We start from the raw sequence: 20,017 nt of genomic DNA on the forward strand, positions 1-20,017 counted from the left end.
AATGTTACGCATCAAACAAGAAGCTTTAACTTTTGACGACGTTCTATTAGTTCCAGCACACTCAACGGTATTACCTAATACTGCCAACCTTTCTACTCAACTTACCAAAGAAATTCGTCTAAATATCCCACTGCTTTCGGCAGCGATGGATACAGTAACTGAAACCAAACTTGCGATTTCCCTTGCCCAAGAAGGCGGCATTGGTTTTATCCATAAAAATATGTCGATTGAACGCCAAGCGGATCGCGTGCGTAAGGTGAAAAAATTTGAAAGCGGTGTGGTATCTGAGCCAATCACCGTTCTACCAAGTTTAACCCTTGCGGAATTAGCTAAAGTGGTGGAAAAAAACAGCTTTGCAAGTTTCCCAGTCGTTGATGAAAAAGGCGAACTAGTTGGTATTATCACAGGCCGTGATACCCGTTTCGTGTCTGATTTAACCAAAACAGTGGCGGATTTTATGACGCCAAAAGCGAAATTAGTCACAGCGAAAGAAACCGCAACACGTGAAGAAATCTTCAATTTAATGCACGTTCACCGTATTGAAAAAATCTTGATCGTGGACGATCAAGAAAAATTAAAAGGGATGATCACCTTAAAAGACTACCAAAAAGCCGAAAGCAAACCAAACGCGTGTAAAGATGAATTTGGTCGTTTACGCGTAGGTGCTGCGGTGGGTGCGGGTCCGGGCAACGAAGAACGTATTGAAGCTCTTGTGAAAGCGGGTGTGGATATTTTATTGATCGACTCATCACACGGTCATTCAGAAGGCGTGCTACAACGTGTACGTGAAACACGTGCGAAATATCCAAACTTACCAATCGTAGCGGGTAACATTGCGACTGCTGAAGGGGCGATTGCTTTAGCGGACGCAGGGGCAAGTGCGGTGAAAGTGGGGATCGGTCCAGGTTCAATCTGTACCACTCGTATCGTAACAGGCGTGGGTGTACCACAAATTACTGCGATTGCAGACGCAGCAGCTGCATTAAAAGAACGTGGCATTCCAGTGATTGCTGACGGTGGTATCCGCTATTCAGGCGACATCGCCAAAGCGATTGCCGCAGGGGCAAGTTGTGTAATGGTTGGCTCAATGTTCGCAGGTACAGAAGAAGCACCGGGCGAAATCGAACTTTACCAAGGCAGAGCGTTCAAATCTTATCGTGGTATGGGTTCGCTAGGGGCAATGAGCAAAGGCTCAAGCGACCGTTATTTCCAATCCGATAACGCAGCAGACAAACTCGTACCAGAAGGCATTGAAGGTCGTATTCCATACAAAGGCTATCTAAAAGAAATCATCCATCAACAAATGGGTGGATTACGTTCTTGTATGGGCTTAACTGGCTGTGCGACCATCGAAGAACTTCGTACCAAATCACAATTCGTACGCATTAGCGGTGCAGGTATTAAAGAGAGCCACGTTCACGACGTGACCATCACCAAAGAAGCACCAAACTATCGTATGAGCTAATTCAAGCGACTTTCTTCCCCTACATTTGTGGGGGAAGTTTTTTATTTTTAATTTATGAAAAAAAGTTTAGTTTTTTGCACCGCACTTTTTCTCGCAGCTTGCGGTGGTTCTCACAAATTTTCGGAAAGTGATTTAAATTCAAAAGTTTATAAAGGCTACTGGGCAATGCAACCCGTTGATGATGCTTATCGAGTTATCCAATTTCAACGAAACGGTAGCGTAAAAATTTACGATTACAGCTGCGAAGACAGCGAACACTATCGCCTAAACAGCACCGAAACAGTGCATTTAAGCAAAATCGGCAACAACGCTTTTACCTTATTAGATAACCAAAAAAAGCCGTTTGCCCAATTTAAAATTACCCAACTGAATGGCTCATCATTACAAGCAACCCAAACCTTTTTGGATAAAAAAATCGAGCCCCATTCAGTCAATTTAACTTACATCAATATGGTGGGTGCAAAGCCACTTTGTAATTTTTAGGAAACGAAAATGCTTCAAGCCATTATTTTTGATATGGACGGTGTGATTGTCGATACTGAATATGTCGAATTTGCTTTGCAAAAAGATTTTATTCAAGCAGTCAAAGAACGTCCCGATGAAATTACGAAACAAGAATATCTTCAAGTGGTTGGCAAAGCTTTAAAAGATATTGCTAAAATTATTAAAACAATTAGTGGTTCTCGTTTATCGCAAGAAGAATTGGCTGAACGCTACAATGCTTTTTTTCATAGCATTTTTGATGGAATGGATTATTTAACGATTTTCCGCCAAGATATTAAGCAGATTATTCAATTTGCCAAACAACATCATATTAAGTTAGCAGTGGCGTCATCGTCGCCATTACCACATATTCAAAATATATTGACTCAATGTGGCATTATTAATGACTTCGATTTAATTGTAACTGGTGATTTATTTGCCCAAAGCAAACCCCATCCTGAAATTTATCAATATACAATGCAACAATTAGGCGTGTTGCCTGAATACTCGGTTGCTATTGAAGATTCTTATTTTGGAATGGTTGCAGCGAAAAAAGCGGGAATGACTTGTATTGGCTATGAAGAAACCCGAATGGAAATCGACCAATCTCTTGCCGATTATATGGGAAAAGATATGCTAGAGATATTAGCCATTATTAAACAATTAACTAACAAGGAATAAGATGTTATTAAAACGTATCAGCAACCGAATTAATCGCTATTTTCGCCAATTTATCAATGCGGAAAATCGAAAAAGAATAAAAAATACTAGCCCGACAGTGATTTCCAGTAATTGCACTGGGGCATTTATGTTGCACGATTTACAGTTACGTTTTGATTCCCCTTTTGTGAATTTGTATTTAACGCCAAAAGATTTTATTCGTTATTTAAGCAAGATGGATTTTTATCGCAATCAACCCCTTGAATTTATCGAAACGGAGAAAGGCTATCCTGTTGGAAAACTCGCTGATTTAACCATCCATTTTATGCACTACCACAGCGAGCAAGAGGCTGCAAAAAAATGGCAAGAACGTACCGCTCGTATGAATTTGGATAATCTGTTTATCCTAATGACAGACCGCGATGGCTGCACTTACGAAGACTTAGTCGAATTCGACCGCTTACCTTTTGCCAATAAAGTGGTCTTCACTTATAAAGACTACCCAGAACTCAAAAGTGCGGTGAAAATTTCAGGCTTTTCTGAGCTAGGAATGGTCGGCGATCTCTTTGAAAACACAGGCTTATTTGGCAAACGTTATTACGACCAATTTGATTATGTGGAATGGTTTAACAACGGGTCCAAAAATTAGAAAAATTTGCAAATTTTCCGATGTCTTCATCTGTGAAAGGAACCAATAATGAGTATCCAATTATTTGAACAAAAAGAAGTGCGTTCCGTTTGGGACGAAGAACAGGAAAAGTGGTATTTTTCCATTGTTGATGTGGTTGAGATTTTGACGGAAAGTCTTGATCCACAAGCCTATTGGCGAAAATTGAAACAGCGTTTAAAAGTTGAAGGCAATGAAACCGTGACAAATTGTCACGGGTTGAAAATGCTTGCCCGTGACGGAAAAATGCGAATGACCGATGTGGCAGACGTGCCACAACTTTTACGCTTAATTCAATCTATTCCGTCGCCGAAAGCGGAGCCATTTAAGCAGTGGTTGGCACAAGTCGGCAGTGAGCGGATTGATGAATACCAAGATCCTGAACTGACCATTAACCGAGCAATGCAGGATTATTTACGTTTAGGCTATTCAGAAAATTGGATCAACCAACGGCTGAAAAGCATTGAAATTCGCAAAGAATTGACAGACGAATGGAAACGCACAGGCGTGCAAGAAGGGCAACAATTTGCGGTGCTGACTGATATTATTACTAAGGCTTGGAGTGGCAAAACCACTAAAGAATATAAGCAATTCAAAGGCTTAAAAAAGGAAAACTTACGAGATAATATGACCAATACCGAGCTAATTTTAAATATGTTAGCCGAAGCGTCCGCCAAAGATATTTCCCAAGCCGTTGATCCCCAAACTTTTGAAGAAAATCAACAAGTCGCCCAACAAGGTGGCAATGTTGCCAAAGTGGCGTTGCAAGAGTTGGAAAGTAAAACAGGCAAGAAAGTGGTGAGCGAGTTATCGGCGAAGAAGATGTTAGCGGATAAGAAAAAACTGAAATAGCAACGGGTCAAAATTTTAGAGAAATTTGTCACTAAACGTTGAACGGAATATAAATTTTAAAATTTCGGTTTTGTACATAAATTAAAATTTGTACAATGACTTAAATCATATTAAACAGTTATAATAGTAAAAATTCTTCAGACCAAAAGGAAACTAAAATGAAAAAATTTGCTGAGTTAGAATTTATCCAAAATTTGTCGTGGAAACAAGTTCTTACCTATTCTGCAATTTCCATCACGACTTTGATTGGTGCAACTTGGACACTCGCTACTCGTACAAGCGATAGTAAAGCAGACTATGTCAATATGCGTTATGCCGAAATATCGGCACTTGAAACACAAGTAAAAGCGTTGCAGCTTGAAAATTCACAATTAAAATCGAAATTGGGGATAAAAGAAAGTGCTAACTCCAAAGAAAGTAAATTTGTTGAAAACGAAATAAAAGAACTGAAAAAACGTGAACCTGTGATAGATGATTTTTTAGGTGTTATTTATTTATTAGAGTACCCTTATAATAATTATGGTTATTTTACCTTTACATTTGAAAATGGCGAAAGTGTAAGTAAAAATATAGATATAGGAAAAAGTTATAAGTTTTCAGCTAAAAATAATAAAACTTATCAATTTATCGTAATATCAACAGATACTGAAAAAGACATTGTTAAATATATGATCAAAGAAATTCCTGAAAATAAATAAGGTAACCAATGAAAAACATTCACAATCATAAAATTTTAATTTTGGACTTCGGTTCGCAATATACTCAACTTATCGCCCGTCGTGTGCGTGAAATTGGCGTGTATTGTGAGCTTTGGGCTTGGGACGTGACGGAAGAACAAATTCGTGAGTTCAATCCAACGGGGATCATTCTTTCGGGTGGTCCTGAAAGCACCACCGAAGAAAACAGCCCGCGTGCCCCTGAATATGTGTTCAACGCAGGCGTGCCTGTGCTTGGCATTTGCTACGGAATGCAAACAATGGCAATGCAGTTGGGTGGTTTAACCGAAACCTCTGACCATCGTGAATTCGGCTATGCAAGCGTGGATTTAAAAGCCGCAGACGCACTATTTGCAAAACTTAACGATGATTTGACCCGTTGCGATGCCCCGAAACTTGACGTTTGGATGAGCCACGGCGATAAAGTCACCCAATTACCACCGCACTTTACCATCACTGGTGTCACTCCAACTTGCCCAATCGCTGCAATGTCAGACGAAAGCCGTCGTTTCTATGGCGTGCAATTCCACCCAGAAGTCACTCACACCAAAAGCGGTTTAGAATTATTGAAAAACTTCGTAGTCGGCATTTGTGGCTGCGAAACCAACTGGACTGCGGAAAACATCATTGAAGACGCAGTGGCTCGCATTAAAGAGCAAGTAGGCGATGATGAAGTGATTTTAGGCTTATCAGGCGGCGTGGATTCATCGGTAACCGCACTTTTATTACACCGTGCCATCGGCAAAAATTTACACTGCGTGTTCGTGGACAACGGCTTATTGCGTTTAAATGAAGGCGATCAAGTAATGGAAATGTTCGGCGATAAATTCGGCTTGAACATCATTCGTGTGAATGCAGAAGATCGTTTCTTAGACGCACTTAAAGGCATTGACGAGCCTGAAGCGAAGCGTAAAACCATCGGTAAAGTGTTCGTGGATGTATTCGATGATGAATCGAAAAAACTCACATCAGTGAAATGGTTAGCACAAGGCACGATTTACCCAGATGTGATCGAGTCTGCCGCCAGCAAAACGGGCAAAGCCCACGTGATTAAATCGCACCACAACGTAGGTGGCTTGCCTGATTATATGAAACTTGGACTTGTCGAGCCATTGCGTGAGTTATTTAAAGACGAAGTGCGTAAAATCGGTTTGGCTCTTGGCTTGCCAGCAGAAATGCTCAACCGCCACCCATTCCCTGGTCCAGGCTTAGGCGTGCGTGTGTTAGGCGAAATCAAAAAAGAATACTGCTATTTACTGCGTAAAGCCGATGCGATTTTCATCGAAGAACTCTACAACTCAGGTTGGTACTACAAAGTCAGCCAAGCGTTTACTGTGTTCCTACCAGTAAAATCCGTAGGCGTAATGGGCGACGGACGTAAATACGACTGGGTAGTAAGCCTTCGTGCAGTGGAAACCATCGACTTTATGACGGCACATTGGGCACACTTGCCATACGAGTTACTCGGCAAAATTTCCAACCGTATCATCAACGAAGTGAACGGCATCTCCCGCGTGGTGTACGATGTTTCAGGTAAACCACCAGCGACTATTGAGTGGGAATAAAAATTAGCTGTTTCAGCTTATTTCTAATAATTTCAAATTAACTATAAAGCCTTGTATTTCAAGGCTTTATTTTTTTCTAAGCTTTTCTTTATTTTTCTAGGTAGTTCATTTTTTTGACGGTATTTTTGGCGGTATCGTTTGACAATTTTTAACGAAAGATAAAAAATACCGTCAAATTGATGACGGTATTGGCATTATTCTAACTGCCAGTAAATCAAATTTTATACGTTGAAAAATAAGCTCTATAAAGTGCCTGATAGAGATTTCTAATGCAAATCTAGGCTAAATCTTGCATAATAAGCCCAATTTTTGGGGCTTATTTTTTTATTTCGTTTATGTCAGAGAAAACTTCATTAAAACAGACCGCGCTTTTTTCCTTGTTACCAATTCTTTTATTGTTATTAACAGATAGTTATATCTCGTTTCTACAACCACATGCAGTTTCTGCTTTTGCTGTTGCGCTATTGATCGCGCAATTATTATGTTGTTTGGTATTTGTGAAAGGCGATATTTGCCCAGGGCAACGTGGACGTTTGCTGTTTTCTCATCATTTTTTTACTGTATTTTGGCTAGTTTGGTTGGTAATAAATATTGCAGCAGAACAATTTTCTATTTCAATGCTGTTTAGTTATTTATGCGGTTTAGCTATGTGTTTAATTGCAGCAAAACAACCCTTTGACAATGAAAAACTGCGGTCAAAATTATTGCAGTTTAGTGCGTTGCTTGGTGTCGTGGGAATAATAAGCTATATCACTATAATGCCTTCTCATGATTTTTCCTTGTTGATTTATAATCCAATCAGTCAGCTATTTATTGGTGTTGTGTTGGCGAATTTTGCTTTAGTGATTTCGCGTAGTCGTTTGCAAAATTTTATTGCTTTATTACCTTTTGCTATGGCAGTTGTGCTGTTGCTAAATGTGATTTTTGTTTTGTTAGTTCTAAGCCAACAACTTGATCATTTAAGCAATGAATTTGCAGTGATTTTATATTTTGTTCTGCATTTGATTTTAATGTTCTTCATTGCGCTGCATATTATTAAAAAGCAAAAATTAGCCTATTTTGAACTCGTGATTTTATTATTACTCAGCATGTCATTGCCTATTTGGGCGGTATTTTTTCAGATTCATTTGTAATGCAATGCGCTGAGAATTGATCGTCAATTGAATAAATTTTTGTTAGACTGTTTTTCCTCACTTTTCTGATTAAGGTAATTATTATGCATTGTCCTTTTTGCTCTGCGGAAGAAACCAAAGTTGTTGATAGCCGATTGGTCGCAGAGGGATTTCAAGTTAGACGTCGTCGTGAATGTATTGAATGTCACGAACGTTTTACTACATTTGAAATGGCAGAATTAATTGTGCCTCGAGTGATAAAAAGTGATGGTTCAAGAGAACCTTTTAATGACAGTAAATTGCGTCGAAGTATTGAACAAGCAGTAGGGAAATTGCCCGTAAGTGAAGACCAAATTGAAGAGGCAATTAGTCGCATTACCCATCAATTGCAGGCAACAGGTGAGCGAGAAGTAACAAGTAAATTCGTGGGGAATCTGGTCTTAGATGAATTGAAAGCCTTGCATAAAGTCGCTTATATTCGTTTCGCTTCCGTTTATCTGAGTTTTGAAGATATCAATGAATTTTCAAAAGAAATTGATAAATTAAAGGATTTGCTATGATGAAATTTAGCCCACAGGATGAATATTATATGCAAATGGCGCTTGATTTAGCGTTGCAAGGGCGTTTTACAACAACGCCTAATCCAGTTGTGGGCTGTGTGTTAGTAAAAGCTGATCAGGTGGTGGGAAAAGGGTTTCATTTTAAAGCAGGTCAACCACATGCAGAAGTCATGGCGTTGTGCGATGCAGGGGAAAAGGCAAAAGGCGCTACCGCTTATGTTACCCTTGAGCCTTGTTCCCATTATGGTAGAACACCGCCTTGTGCCAAAGGTTTAATTGATGCAGGTGTGAGCAAAGTGATTGCAGCGATGTCTGATCCCAATCCTCTTGTGGCTGGACAAGGTTTGCAAATGTTACAGCAAGCAGGCATTGAAACTGCGGTGGGATTATTGCAAGAAAAAGCCGAAGCAATAAATAAAGGGTTTCTGTATCGAATGAGGCATAACAAGCCCTTTGTGCAACTCAAATTAGGTATGAGTTTAGATGGGCGTACTGCAATGGCAAGCGGTGAAAGCAAATGGATTACGGGCGCTGATTCTCGTGCCGATGTGCAACAATTACGAGCGCAAGCGTCGGCGATTTTATCGACCAGTGCTACTGTTTTAGCGGATAATCCAAGCTTAAATGTACGTTGGGAGCAGCTACCAACATCAATTCAGCAACAATATCATTTTGAAAATTTACGCCAGCCAATACGCATCATTTTAGATTTTGAGCATAAACTTACCCCAGATTTGCAGCTGTTTCATTTATCTTCACCAATTTGGCTGGTCAGCAATAAAACGCGTGATCTTGCTAATTTTCCTGAGTTTTGCCAACAAATTACTTTAAAAAGTCGTGAAAAACAGACCGCACTTTTAGAATTGATGGAAGAATTAGGTCAGCGTCAAATTAATACGCTTTGGGTTGAAGCAGGGGCAACATTGGCAGGTGCATTGATTGAGCAGCATGCGGTCAATGAGTTAATCTTGTATATGGCGCCAAAATTATTGGGCGATCAGGCAAGAGGATTATGTAAATTACCTCATCTTACGCAATTAGCCAAAGCACCCCAATGGCAGTTACAATCTATTGAGCAAATCGGCGAAGATGTCAAAATGATTTATTCGCCTAAACAAGCTTAGGAGTGGTTATGATTAAGAAATTATTACAATCAGCCTTTATAGGATTAGTTTGCGCAGGGTTGATTTTATTTGTTATTCCTAAATTTACCGGTGGCTCTGCCTTAAAATTAACTAGTGAGGTGATGTCTTTTAAAGACGCGGTACGTATTGCATCGCCAGCGGTGGTTAATGTGTATAACCAAACCTTTATTAGTAATTCGAATTTGGATGCGGGCGATGTTACCACTAATAACCTTGGTTCAGGGGTTATTATGTCAAAAGATGGTTATATCTTAACCAATAAGCATGTGGTGCAAAGTGCGGATCAAATTATTGTTGCTTTACAAGATGGGCGAATTTTTGAGGCTAATTTAATTGGATCTGATGATTTAACAGATTTAGCGGTATTAAAAATCCGCGCGGATAATTTAGCAACCATCCCTCAAAATGCTGAACGCCAAGTGCATGTAGGTGACATCGCTTTAGCTATTGGCAATCCTTATAATCTAGGGCAAAGCGTATCTCAAGGCATTATTAGTGCCACAGGACGTAATGCCATTGGTGAAACCGTTGGTAGACAGAATTTTATCCAAACTGATGCTTCCATCAATCGAGGTAACTCCGGTGGCGCATTAATTAATTCATTAGGGGAATTAGTCGGCATTAGTACCTTGAGTATTGGTAAAGACGCCAATGAAATTGCTGAAGGATTGAGTTTTGCGATTCCAATTGAAATTGCCAATGATGTTATGCAAAAAATCATTCGTGATGGACGAGTAATTCGTGGTTATTTTGGCGTACAAAGTAATATTTTATTTAGCGATGGACAGGGTGCTTACAACCGCAGTGGGATTTTGATTGAAAATGTCGTACCAAATGGCCCGGCGGATAAGGCAGGGATTCAAGCGGGCGATATTATGTTGAAATTTAATGATATTGAAGCAACTTCTCCTGCTCAGATTATGCCTGTGATTAGTAATATGCCGCCACATACGAAAGTGAAAGTATTGATTTCTCGCTTAGGCAAAACCTTAGAATTACCCGTTATTATAGAGGAATATCCTTCAAATTAAGTTTTGGTGGATGATATTCATTGGGGTAATAAGATGATTGGTGTTAAGGTTTTTCTTTCTTTTCTGCGTTTAAGTGCGGTTAGTTTTTTATTTGTTTTACTAACCGCCTGTGAGCCTGTAGATCAGATAAAACCACAAGTTCCTGCCAATTCCGTTGAACAGAAGCCAACGTTGTCAGAAGTATTGCCCGTCGATACTTTATTACGAGGCAGTTATTTAGATCTTGCCACTGAAATCCAACAAATAAAACAGCCTGAACAAGCTGCATTAATGCGAGATTTATTCGAAGGAGTAGTGATTTACGATCAACTGGGTAATATTAAACCTGGCATTGCTGAATCTTGGACCACAACAGATCAAAAAACATGGATTTTTACTTTGCGTGAAGGGTTAAAGTGGTCAAATGGTGAGGTATTTTCAGCACAGGATATTGTGGCAAGTTGGCAACGTTTAGCACAATCAGATCATCCGCAAAAGCAATATTTAAGCTATATGAATATGCAAAACGCGAGTGCGGTATTGCAAGGCGAATTATCAGTTGAGCATTTAGGTATTCAAGCCTTAGATCCGCAGCATATTAAAATCATATTGGATAAACCAACGCCTTATTTACCACAAATGCTCGCCCATTTGGTTTTATTACCGCAAAACGAGCAACCTCATGTTTACAACGGTGCCTATCGTTTAATATCAGAAAATGAACAGGAAATTCGATTAGAAAAAAATCCGCATTATTGGAATACAAGTAAAGGTTATTTTAATCAAGTTATTTATCGAAAAATAAGCGGTGAACAAGATCTTCAGCAGTTTGATATTGTGGAAAAGCCAAAGCAACAAGAAACGATCACTCGTTATTTTCCGAAACTCTGTACCTACTTTTATGAGTTCAATTTTAAGGATCCTTTGCTAGCCAAAAGTGCGGTGCGAAAAGCGTTAGTTTCGATGATTTACACCAAAGGCATGGTGCTGAAAAAAGCAAATGTGTTGTCTAATGGCTTGAATTTTTTACCGTTGCATATGCAGCCTAAACAGGAACAGGAATTCCAACCGCAAGAAATTGAGCGACTTTTGCAGCTTGCAGAAATAAAACAACCCATTAGCTTGCGTTTAACCTATGATAATAGTTTTCCTCATAATGTGATTGCAGAGCGTTTGATTCGCGCCTGGTCTCAATCGGATTTATTACGTATTGTGCCAGAGGCTGTGACCTATACCGAGTTATTGGAGAAACGCGCAACGGGTGATTTTCAGTTGATTCGCTCTGGTTGGTGTGCGGATTATAATGAACTTTCAGCATTTTTGAATTTGTTACATTCAACCAATCCTGACAATAAAATGGGTTTTAGCCATTCAGATGTGGATCAATTGTTATTGGAAAGTCTAACAGCTTCCGAACAAAAACGTGCGGAAATTTATCAAAAAGTGATTGATATTATGCAACAAGAAAAAGTGGTGTTGCCGCTTTTCCAATATACCCATGCAATGAATATTCAACCCTTGTTGGCAGGATATAGTCTGAAAAATCCAACAGGCGTGTTATATAGCAAAGATCTTTATCGACGCGTGCAAAATAAATAAGATCATTCAAATAATAAATTTGCTATAATTCGCAAAACTTTTCTTTTTTCCACCGCACTTTTAGGAAAATTATGTCGCTTCATTTTAATTCAATTGCATTATTATTAGTTATGCTGATTTTGCTTGGCGTGCTGGGCAATAATAGCTCCATTACCATTTCTGCTACCATCTTGCTGTTAATGCAGCAAACTTTTTTATCCAGATATATCCCTTTTACTGAAAAATATGGTTTAAGTATTGGTATTATTATTCTTACTATTGGCGTCTTAAGCCCTATTGTATCGGGTAAAATTCCTTTACCCAATTTTGCTGCACTATTACATTGGAAAATGTGGTTAGCCGTAGCGGTTGGCATTTTAGTGGCTTGGTTAGGAGGTCGAGGTGTCAATTTAATGGGAACACAGCCTTTGCTACTGACAGGATTGTTAATTGGTACCATTGCTGGTGTTGCGTTTTTAGGCGGAATTCCCGTTGGTCCTTTAATTGCTGGGGGCATTTTATCCTTATTGATTGGTGGAAAGTAAATGATATAAAGGGCGCATTGGCGTCCTTTTAGTTCAGCTATGCAGATTATGAAGAAAAAGAAAATTGTTTTTACAGAACAGCAGAAATCCTTACTAAATCAATTAACAGATATGATGTTGATCGATCAGCGTCGTTTATTTGCGCGTATTAAAGGGTTAACTCAGGTTAGGAATGAAGAAGTAAAGCAACAAATTATTGATGAAATTTCAATTCAAATCCAGCAAGCACAATTACGTTTAACTCAACGCAAAAGTGCGGTGAAAAATATTGAATTTCCAGAAAATTTACCTGTGAGCCAACGCAAAGCAGAAATTCAAGCCTTGATTTCACAACATCAAGTAGTGGTAATTGCTGGGGAAACGGGATCAGGAAAAACCACCCAATTGCCCAAGATGTGCTTGGAATTAGGCTTAGGCACGAAAGGCTTTATTGGACATACCCAACCTCGCCGCATTGCCGCACGTTCCGTTGCCACACGAATTGCGGAAGAGCTGAAAACGGAACTGGGCGATTTGGTGGGCTATAAAGTGCGTTTTAACGATCAAATCAGTGAAAATACCCTTGTTAAATTAATGACAGATGGGATTTTATTGGCGGAAATTCAGCACGATCCTTTCCTGAATCAATACGATACCTTAATTATTGATGAAGCCCACGAACGCAGTTTAAACAATGATTTTATTCTCGGTTACCTCAAACAGTTGTTGCCAAAACGCCCTGACTTAAAGGTGATCATTACCTCTGCTACCATTGATGTGGAACGTTTTTCCAAGCATTTTAACAACGCCCCGATTATTGAAGTGTCAGGCAGAACCTATCCTGTTGAAGTGCGTTATCGCCCAATTATCGAAGAAGATCAAGACCAATTGCAAGGTATTTTAAATGCGGTAGATGAATTGCAGGCGGAAGGGCGTGGCGATATTTTGATCTTTCTGAATGGTGAGCGTGAAATTCGTGATACCGCCGAGGCATTACAAAAACAAGATTTAAAACACACGGAAATTTTACCGCTCTTTGCCCGTTTGTCTGCACAAGAACAGAATAAAATTTTTCATCCTTCAGGTTTAAACCGTATTGTGCTTGCCACCAACGTAGCAGAAACCTCTTTAACTGTTCCGGGGATTAAATATGTGATTGATCCGGGTACAGCCAGAATTTCTCGTTATAGTTATCGCACAAAAGTACAACGTTTGCCCATTGAACCTATTTCACAAGCCTCAGCTAATCAGCGGAAAGGGCGTTGTGGTCGGGTGAGCGAAGGGATTTGTATCCGCCTGTATTCAGAAGAGGATTTCAATAACCGCCCTGAATTTACCGATCCTGAAATTTTGCGAACCAATCTTGCCTCCGTTATTTTACAGATGACCGCACTGGGCTTAGATGACATTGATGCTTTTCCCTTTGTGGATGCACCCGATAAACGCAACATTCAAGACGGTATCAAACTGTTAGAAGAATTAGAGGCGTTCCAGTTTGTTAAAACCAAATTCGGTGAAAAACGGCAATTAACCCAAACGGGCAGACAATTGGCACAATTGCCAGTGGATCCTCGTTTAGCCAAAATGTTGCTGACCGCCGTAAAATATAATTGCTTGCACGAAGTGATGATTATTGTGTCGGCGTTATCCATTCAAGATCCTCGTGAACGACCGCAAGAAAAACAACAATCCGCCGATGATAAACATCGCCGTTTTGCTGATAAAAAATCCGATTTCTTAGCCTTTGTTAATTTATGGCAATTTATCCAAACACAACAAAAAGACTTATCGAAAAACCAATTTCGCCGTTTATGCCAAAAGGATTATCTGAATTATTTACGTATTCGTGAATGGCAAGATATTTATCATCAAATTCGTTTAACTGTGCGAGAAATGGGCTTACCGATTAATTCACAACCTGCGGAATATGCACAAATTCATACCGCACTTTTAAGCGGTTTGCTGTCTCACATTGGGATGAAAGAAGCTGAAAAGAGCCAATATTTAGGTGCACGCAATGCCCATTTTGCTATTTTCCCGAATTCTGTTCTGTTTAAAAAGCAGCCAAAATGGGTGATGGCGGCAGAATTGGTGGAAACCTCCAAGCTTTGGGGACGAATGCTGGCAGATATTGAGGCAGAATGGATTGAGCCACTGGCAACCCATTTAGTCAAAAAATCTTATGCGGAACCTCGTTGGTCAAAATCCAAAGGGGCAGTGATGGCGGATGAAAAAGTCAGCCTCTATGGTGTGCCCATTGTGGCAAATCGCCCTGTGAATTATGGATCTATCGATCCGCAAATTAGCCGTGAAATTTTTATTCAATCGGCGTTAGTGGAAGGGGATTGGTTCACGAAGCATTCGTTTTTTCACCAAAATCGCAAGTTAATCAAAGAGATCGAAGATTTAGAACATAAAAGTCGCCGCCGTGATATTTTGGTGGATGAACGCACCTTATTTGATTTTTACGATCAACGAATTGGCACGGAAGTGGTGTCTCAACGACATTTTGATAGCTGGTGGAAAAAAGCCAGTCAACAAGATCCTGAATTGCTCAATTTTGAAAAAGCCTTTTTAACCAAAGACAATGCAGAGCAAGTCAGCGAACTGGATTTCCCGAATTTCTGGCATCAAGGCAATTTAAAATTCAAACTCACCTATCAATTTGAGCCGGGAACGGAAGCCGATGGCGTTACCGTGCATATTCCCTTGCCCTTATTGAATCAAGTGGAGATGACAGGCTTTGATTGGCAAATTCCAGGTTTACGCAAAGAATTAATTATTGCCTTGATTAAATCTTTACCCAAATCGTTACGCCGAAATTTCGTGCCCGCCCCCAATTATGCTGAGGCGTTTTTAGGACGAGCAAAACCCTTTGAAAAACCGCTATTAGAAAGCCTGATTTATGAACTTCGCCGTATGACAGGCGTCAGCGTTGAGCCTGAAAGTTGGCAATTGGATCAGTTACCCAGCCATTTAAAAATGACTTTCCGAGTGATTGATGATAAAGGCAAAAAAATAGCGGAATCTATGGATTTAGACAGTCTGAAATTCCAACTTAAAGATCAGGTGCAAGAAAGTATTGCGGCGGTGGCAGACGACGGCATAGAACAAAGTGGCATTCACCTTTGGAACTTTGATCAGTTGCCACAATGTTATGAACAGAAAAAACGTGGATTCACCGTTAAAGCCTTTCCTGCCATTGTGGATGAAGAAGATGCCGTTGGCATTAAACTGTTTGAAACGGAATTTGAGCAACAAGTGGCAATGCAACAAGGTTTACGCCGTTTATTGTTACTGAATGTGCCTTCCCCCATTAAATATCTGCACGAAAAGCTCCCGAATAAATCAAAACTCGGTTTGTATTTCACCCCATTTGGGCGAGTGTTAGAACTGATTGATGACTGTATCGCTTGTGCGGTGGATAAACTGATCGGCGATTTTGGTGGATTGGTTTGGAACGAATCGGATTTCGATAAACTGCGTGATTTTATTCGTGAAAACCTCAATGAAACCACGGTGGACATTGCCAAACAAGTGGAACAGATTTTGACCTTAACTTACGAGTTAAACAAACGCTTAAAAGGCAAAATGGATTTCACCATGGCATTTGCCCTGTCTGATATTAAAGTGCAATTGAGTGGTTTGATTTATCCCGGCTTTGTGCAAAAAACAGGTTATGCCCGCTTAAATGATGTGCAACGTTATCTCACCGCCATTGATAAACGTCTTGATAAATTGTTACAAGATGTCAATCGTGATCGGGCGGCGATGTTGCGAGTGGAACAAGTGAGCCAAGCCTATCAACAGCTACTGGCAAAACTGCCTAAATCCAAACCGCACTCTGATGAGGTGAAAGAAATTCCTTATATGATCGAGGAATTACGAGTGAGTTTATTCGCCCAACAACTGGGCACAAAATACCCCATTTCCGACAAACGGATTTTGAATGTGATTGCGAGTATTTAACGTTGGATTTATAAGGAGAAAATTCATATTTTAATGAAGTTCAAGTAAGCTGCTTTTCTTCCTTAAGAATAAAAGAAAATTCACTACCTTTATTTACCTCACTTAGAATTTGAAGCTGGCTGTTGTGTTGTTCTAAGGCGTGCTTAACTATGGCAAGTCCTAGCCCACTTCCTCCAGTTTCATTACTCCTAGATTCATCTACTCGATAGAATCGTTCTGTTAGATGTGCTAAATGTTTCGCTTCAATGCCAACACCATTATCTTTAATGATAAATTGTGCCCCTTGTTCACAACGTTTCCATGAAACCTCTATAAACGCATTATCACCTGAATGGCGTAAGGCATTATAGATTAAATTTGATATCGCACTCTGTATTTGATTTTCATCGCCCATAACATAAATATCCGGTTCTATTTCATAATGAATTCGGTGGGCTTGTTGTAAAATTGATGAATGTTTTTTCAGTGAAATTATGATGTCAGATACATTCACTGCACAATGTTCAGTATTATTTGAATTTTCTATTTTGGATAAAATGCCTAATTGTTGAATTAAATTAGCCATTCTTTGACTCTGTGCTTTCATTGCTGATATCGATTGTTCATATAATTCGTTGTTATGAGGATCAGACTCTAACATTTCTAAATAACCTTGCAGAACAGTTAAAGGTGTTCTTAATTCATGGTTAATATTGGCTAAAAAAGTTTGTCTACTATGAAGTAATCGAACGAATGAAGTGACATTTCTTGCGATGATGAGAAGTGACGCATTGTCATATCTATTTAAGTGAAGCTCAATATAGCGCTTATTATGATCTAATAAAACGAGGGGACGTTGAGTATTCTCTTGTTGAAAGTAAGGTCTGAATTCAGGATAAAAAATGACATTAAATATACTTTTATTGACTTTCTTTTCCCAAAAAAATTCGAATAGTTGCTGAGCGGATTGATTACACCATGATATATCGCCATTGTTTTTGCAAATAATCACTGCATCGGGAAGATATTTAATATTACGATTTAGTTTGGACAATAAACGTAATGTTTTTATTTTATCTCTTCGGTTACTCTCTTGATAATATGCAGCGGTTTGAGAAATGTATTCTATTGCCGTTCTTTTTTGTTTTTTAGGCTTTGGTTTGTTCGGATTGAGGAGTTGTAATAAGATTGCTTCATTATAATTATGCCAAATGATGAGCAGTAACAAGCTAATAATGAACCAAAATGAGAAAGTTTTGCTGAATAAGCTAAATAAAAAAGAAATACTTCCTGTTAGTACTAGCTGTAAAATCACATTTTTTATAATAGGGTAATTAAATTTCATCTTTAGTCATCAAAGTGGCTAGAAAAACGATATCCTGAACCTCTAACTGTTTGTATATAGCGATCAAACTTGTAAGGTTCTAAGCTTTTGCGTAAACGACGGATATAAGAATCAACTGTTCTGTCTTCTACATAATTATCATTTCCCCAAATAAAATCAAGTAACTGTTCTCGACTATACACTTTTTCAGCATGCGACATAAAAAAATGCAAAAGTTTATATTCTGTATGGCTTAGTTCAATATTTTTGTTGTCACAGAAAACACGTTGAGCTTCTTGGTCAATACTGAGGTTATCTATGCAGAGGATTGTACTTGGCGGATCATATGTTCGTCGCCAAAGAGCTTCAATTCGGGCGAGTAAAATTTTAGGCGAAAATGGTTTGGTTATATAATCATCAGCTCCAGCATTTAAACAAGTAATGCAATCTTCTTCGGCGCTACGAGCTGTCAGCATTATAATGGGTATTTTGGCGCTTTCTTCGTGCTTTTTGAGATAGTCAATGAGCTGTATACCTGAACGTCCAGGTAACATCCAGTCTAATAAAATCAGTTTGGGATTTTCGTTTAATTTTTTAACCGCACTTAGATAATTTTCTGCTGTAATGACTTCATATTCTTGATGAGTTAAATAGAAAGCGATCATCTCTCGAATAGAATGTTCATCTTCAACAATCAGAATTTTGCCTTTCATGATATTTCATAACCTGTATTTAAAATTCATTGGTAAAATTTAGTAACTGATTATGTATGTGATGTATTTTACCCCATTTTGCCTAAAATGTAATCGGCAGTTTGCTGGTGTTTAGGCTGTTCAAATACTTGTTGAGTTGTCCCAAATTCTACCAATTCGCCAAGATACATATAGGCGGTATAATCAGAGCAGCGTGCTGCTTGTTGCATGTTATGTGTCACCATCGCCACAGTGTAATCGTGTTTGAGTTCAGAAATCAGTTCTTCAATTTTCATTGTTGAAATCGGATCTAATGCAGAGCAAGGCTCATCTAATAACAATACTTCGGGCTTTACAGCAATACCTCGTGCGATACATAATCGTTGTTGCTGACCTCCAGATAAGCTGTCGCCGCTTTGGTGTAATTTATCTTTCACTTCGTTCCATAATGCAGATTTGGTTAACGCCCATTCAATGCGATCATTCAATTCAGATTTGGGTAATTTCTCAAACAAGCGAATTCCAAAGGCAACATTATCATAAATAGACATCGGAAAAGGTGTTGGCTTTTGAAAGACCATGCCAATTTTAGAGCGAATGATCGCAATATCCGTATCAGTAGTGAGTAAATTTTCATTATCTAATAAAATCTGTCCTGTTGCTTTTTGGTTTGGATAGAGTTCAAACATTCGATTAAAGGTACGTAGCAATGTGGATTTACCACAGCCAGAAGGCCCAATAAATGCAGTTACCTTATTCTTAGCAATTGGCAAATTAATATTTTTCAGTGCGTGAAAATGGTCATAGTAAAAATTAAGCTGCTTAATCGTTAATTTGGCATCAATGTTGAGTAGTGTAGTCATAGTTTTCCCTATTTTTTAATGTTGAGTCGGGTCAAGATATTTAAGGTCAGCACGAAAAGAGTAATTAAGGTTGCGCCTGCCCAAGCTAAGTTATTCCAATCATTAAACGGGCTAGCTGCGTATTGGTAAATCACAACGGGGAGATTTGCCATAGGTTCATTCATATTCCACGACATAAATTGGTTTGAAAGTGCGGTAAATAACAGAGGAGCTGTTTCCCCTGAAATTCGAGCAATAGAAAGTAATACACCAGTCAAAATACCCGAACGAGCAGCACGATAACAAATCATAGTGATGATTCGCCATTGTGGGCATCCTAAGGCTGCTGCAGCTTCACGTAAATTATTGGGGACTAAATTCAACATATTGTCAGTGGTACGAACCACGACTGGAATAACCAAAATGGCTAAAGCTATAGAACCAGCCCAGCCTGAATAGTGTTTAACTTGTGCAACATAAATAGCGTAAACAAATAAGCCTATAATAATTGAAGGGGCAGAAAGAAGAATATCATTCAAAAATCTTGTTATCCTTGCTAGCCAAGAATAACGTCCGTATTCACTTAAATAAGTGCCGGCTAAAAGTCCTATAGGAGTGGCAATCAATGTTGCGACAGAAACCATTAAAATTGAACCTATCAGCGCGTTGAAAAGTCCGCCTGTTTCATTTGGAGCAGGTGTATTTTGAATAAATAATTGGATGGAAAGTGCTGGTAAGCCTTTTAAGATTAATGTAGATAAGATCCAAATTAACCAAAATAGACCAAAAATCACTGCGCTATAAGCTAAAGTTAGCATGATGTTGTTACAACATTTTCGCCAATGAAAACGGGAATTTTGTAAATATTTCATTG

At 39.0% G+C, this 20,017-nt stretch carries 18 protein-coding genes; 14 read left to right on the forward strand and 4 right to left on the reverse strand.

Going from position 1 to position 20,017, the window contains the following annotated elements; genetic code table 11:
- Position 1: 1 nt before the first annotated feature.
- From guaB to hrpA, 14 genes are all read left to right on the forward strand, one after another.
- Positions 2-1,465 (forward strand): IMP dehydrogenase, encoded by a 1,464-nt coding sequence (gene guaB / locus ACUXZ4_RS04835; protein ID WP_464973900.1) that lies wholly within the window; start codon positions 2-4, stop codon positions 1,463-1,465.
- Between the two features lie 54 nt (positions 1,466-1,519).
- Positions 1,520-1,948 carry a hypothetical protein gene (locus ACUXZ4_RS04840; RefSeq protein WP_464973901.1) on the forward strand — a complete coding sequence of 143 codons (429 nt, stop codon included), beginning with the start codon at positions 1,520-1,522 and terminating at the stop codon, positions 1,946-1,948.
- 9 nt (positions 1,949-1,957) lie between these two features.
- Positions 1,958-2,629 (forward strand): HAD family hydrolase, encoded by a 672-nt coding sequence (locus tag ACUXZ4_RS04845; protein ID WP_464973902.1) that lies wholly within the window; start codon positions 1,958-1,960, stop codon positions 2,627-2,629.
- Position 2,630: 1 nt separating this feature from the next.
- The gene (locus ACUXZ4_RS04850) at positions 2,631-3,257 is read left to right on the forward strand and encodes a DUF1919 domain-containing protein (RefSeq protein ID WP_464973903.1); all 627 of its coding nucleotides are present in this window, start codon (positions 2,631-2,633) and stop codon (positions 3,255-3,257) included.
- A 48-nt stretch (positions 3,258-3,305) separates the two neighbouring features.
- On the forward strand, positions 3,306-4,127 hold the full coding sequence (locus tag ACUXZ4_RS04855; protein ID WP_464973904.1) for a BRO-N domain-containing protein: 822 nt from the start codon (positions 3,306-3,308) through the stop codon (positions 4,125-4,127).
- A 158-nt stretch (positions 4,128-4,285) separates the two neighbouring features.
- Complete coding sequence (locus ACUXZ4_RS04860; RefSeq protein ID WP_464973905.1) at positions 4,286-4,825, forward strand: hypothetical protein; 540 nt, start codon at positions 4,286-4,288, stop codon at positions 4,823-4,825.
- Between the two features lie 8 nt (positions 4,826-4,833).
- Positions 4,834-6,408, forward strand: coding sequence for a glutamine-hydrolyzing GMP synthase (gene guaA, locus ACUXZ4_RS04865; protein WP_464973906.1), 1,575 nt, complete (start codon positions 4,834-4,836; stop codon positions 6,406-6,408).
- A gap of 335 nt (positions 6,409-6,743) precedes the next feature.
- Entirely contained in the window at positions 6,744-7,541 is a 798-nt protein-coding gene (locus ACUXZ4_RS04870; RefSeq protein ID WP_464973907.1) for a hypothetical protein, read from the forward strand.
- Between the two features lie 83 nt (positions 7,542-7,624).
- On the forward strand, positions 7,625-8,080 hold the full coding sequence (gene nrdR, locus ACUXZ4_RS04875; protein WP_464973908.1) for a transcriptional regulator NrdR: 456 nt from the start codon (positions 7,625-7,627) through the stop codon (positions 8,078-8,080).
- Complete coding sequence (ribD, locus tag ACUXZ4_RS04880; RefSeq protein ID WP_464973909.1) at positions 8,077-9,204, forward strand: bifunctional diaminohydroxyphosphoribosylaminopyrimidine deaminase/5-amino-6-(5-phosphoribosylamino)uracil reductase RibD; 1,128 nt, start codon at positions 8,077-8,079, stop codon at positions 9,202-9,204. Before nrdR ends, ribD begins: the two co-directional genes overlap by 4 nt.
- A gap of 8 nt (positions 9,205-9,212) precedes the next feature.
- Positions 9,213-10,256 (forward strand): outer membrane-stress sensor serine endopeptidase DegS, encoded by a 1,044-nt coding sequence (gene degS / locus ACUXZ4_RS04885; RefSeq protein WP_464973910.1) that lies wholly within the window; start codon positions 9,213-9,215, stop codon positions 10,254-10,256.
- A 33-nt stretch (positions 10,257-10,289) separates the two neighbouring features.
- Complete coding sequence (locus tag ACUXZ4_RS04890) at positions 10,290-11,834, forward strand: peptide ABC transporter substrate-binding protein (RefSeq protein WP_464973911.1); 1,545 nt, start codon at positions 10,290-10,292, stop codon at positions 11,832-11,834.
- 71 nt (positions 11,835-11,905) lie between these two features.
- A complete protein-coding gene (locus tag ACUXZ4_RS04895) occupies positions 11,906-12,358 on the forward strand; it encodes a DUF441 domain-containing protein (protein ID WP_464973912.1) in 453 nt (150 codons plus the stop codon).
- 48 nt (positions 12,359-12,406) lie between these two features.
- The gene (hrpA, locus tag ACUXZ4_RS04900) at positions 12,407-16,306 is read left to right on the forward strand and encodes an ATP-dependent RNA helicase HrpA (protein WP_464973913.1); all 3,900 of its coding nucleotides are present in this window, start codon (positions 12,407-12,409) and stop codon (positions 16,304-16,306) included.
- Between the two features lie 40 nt (positions 16,307-16,346).
- Here the strand turns inward: hrpA and phoR are convergent, their stop codons facing one another.
- The 4 genes from phoR to pstA all read right to left on the reverse strand — a co-directional run bounded on the left by phoR (position 16,347) and on the right by pstA (position 20,015).
- A complete protein-coding gene (phoR, locus tag ACUXZ4_RS04905) occupies positions 16,347-17,630 on the reverse strand; it encodes a phosphate regulon sensor histidine kinase PhoR (RefSeq protein ID WP_464973914.1) in 1,284 nt (427 codons plus the stop codon).
- A 2-nt stretch (positions 17,631-17,632) separates the two neighbouring features.
- A complete protein-coding gene (phoB, locus tag ACUXZ4_RS04910) occupies positions 17,633-18,322 on the reverse strand; it encodes a phosphate regulon transcriptional regulator PhoB (protein ID WP_464973915.1) in 690 nt (229 codons plus the stop codon).
- Between the two features lie 68 nt (positions 18,323-18,390).
- On the reverse strand, positions 18,391-19,164 hold the full coding sequence (pstB, locus tag ACUXZ4_RS04915) for a phosphate ABC transporter ATP-binding protein PstB (RefSeq protein WP_464973916.1): 774 nt from the start codon (positions 19,162-19,164) through the stop codon (positions 18,391-18,393).
- Between the two features lie 8 nt (positions 19,165-19,172).
- The gene (gene pstA, locus ACUXZ4_RS04920; protein ID WP_464973917.1) at positions 19,173-20,015 is read right to left on the reverse strand and encodes a phosphate ABC transporter permease PstA; all 843 of its coding nucleotides are present in this window, start codon (positions 20,013-20,015) and stop codon (positions 19,173-19,175) included.
- Positions 20,016-20,017: the final 2 nt, after the last annotated feature.

The sequence above is a fragment of the Reella acinonychis genome (genome assembly GCF_052828705.1).

What these genes read in the sequence shown, in the direction of transcription:
- ACUXZ4_RS04840 (WP_464973901.1), top strand. Translation starts at nt 1,520, where the DNA reads ATGAAAAAAAGTTTAGTTTTTTGCACCGCACTTTTTCTCGCAGCTTGC.
- ACUXZ4_RS04860 (WP_464973905.1), top strand. Translation starts at nt 4,286, where the DNA reads ATGAAAAAATTTGCTGAGTTAGAATTTATCCAAAATTTGTCGTGGAAA.
- guaA (WP_464973906.1), top strand. Translation starts at nt 4,834, where the DNA reads ATGAAAAACATTCACAATCATAAAATTTTAATTTTGGACTTCGGTTCG.
- degS (WP_464973910.1), top strand. Translation starts at nt 9,213, where the DNA reads ATGATTAAGAAATTATTACAATCAGCCTTTATAGGATTAGTTTGCGCA.
- ACUXZ4_RS04890 (WP_464973911.1), top strand. Translation starts at nt 10,290, where the DNA reads ATGATTGGTGTTAAGGTTTTTCTTTCTTTTCTGCGTTTAAGTGCGGTT.
- ACUXZ4_RS04895 (WP_464973912.1), top strand. Translation starts at nt 11,906, where the DNA reads ATGTCGCTTCATTTTAATTCAATTGCATTATTATTAGTTATGCTGATT.
- ACUXZ4_RS04870 (WP_464973907.1), top strand. Translation starts at nt 6,744, where the DNA reads ATGTCAGAGAAAACTTCATTAAAACAGACCGCGCTTTTTTCCTTGTTA.
- ACUXZ4_RS04850 (WP_464973903.1), top strand. Translation starts at nt 2,631, where the DNA reads ATGTTATTAAAACGTATCAGCAACCGAATTAATCGCTATTTTCGCCAA.
- phoB (WP_464973915.1), bottom strand. Translation starts at nt 18,322, where the DNA reads ATGAAAGGCAAAATTCTGATTGTTGAAGATGAACATTCTATTCGAGAG.
- hrpA (WP_464973913.1), top strand. Translation starts at nt 12,407, where the DNA reads ATGAAGAAAAAGAAAATTGTTTTTACAGAACAGCAGAAATCCTTACTA.
- phoR (WP_464973914.1), bottom strand. Translation starts at nt 17,630, where the DNA reads ATGAAATTTAATTACCCTATTATAAAAAATGTGATTTTACAGCTAGTA.
- ribD (WP_464973909.1), top strand. Translation starts at nt 8,077, where the DNA reads ATGATGAAATTTAGCCCACAGGATGAATATTATATGCAAATGGCGCTT.
- pstA (WP_464973917.1), bottom strand. Translation starts at nt 20,015, where the DNA reads ATGAAATATTTACAAAATTCCCGTTTTCATTGGCGAAAATGTTGTAAC.
- guaB (WP_464973900.1), top strand. Translation starts at nt 2, where the DNA reads ATGTTACGCATCAAACAAGAAGCTTTAACTTTTGACGACGTTCTATTA.
- ACUXZ4_RS04855 (WP_464973904.1), top strand. Translation starts at nt 3,306, where the DNA reads ATGAGTATCCAATTATTTGAACAAAAAGAAGTGCGTTCCGTTTGGGAC.
- pstB (WP_464973916.1), bottom strand. Translation starts at nt 19,164, where the DNA reads ATGACTACACTACTCAACATTGATGCCAAATTAACGATTAAGCAGCTT.
- nrdR (WP_464973908.1), top strand. Translation starts at nt 7,625, where the DNA reads ATGCATTGTCCTTTTTGCTCTGCGGAAGAAACCAAAGTTGTTGATAGC.
- ACUXZ4_RS04845 (WP_464973902.1), top strand. Translation starts at nt 1,958, where the DNA reads ATGCTTCAAGCCATTATTTTTGATATGGACGGTGTGATTGTCGATACT.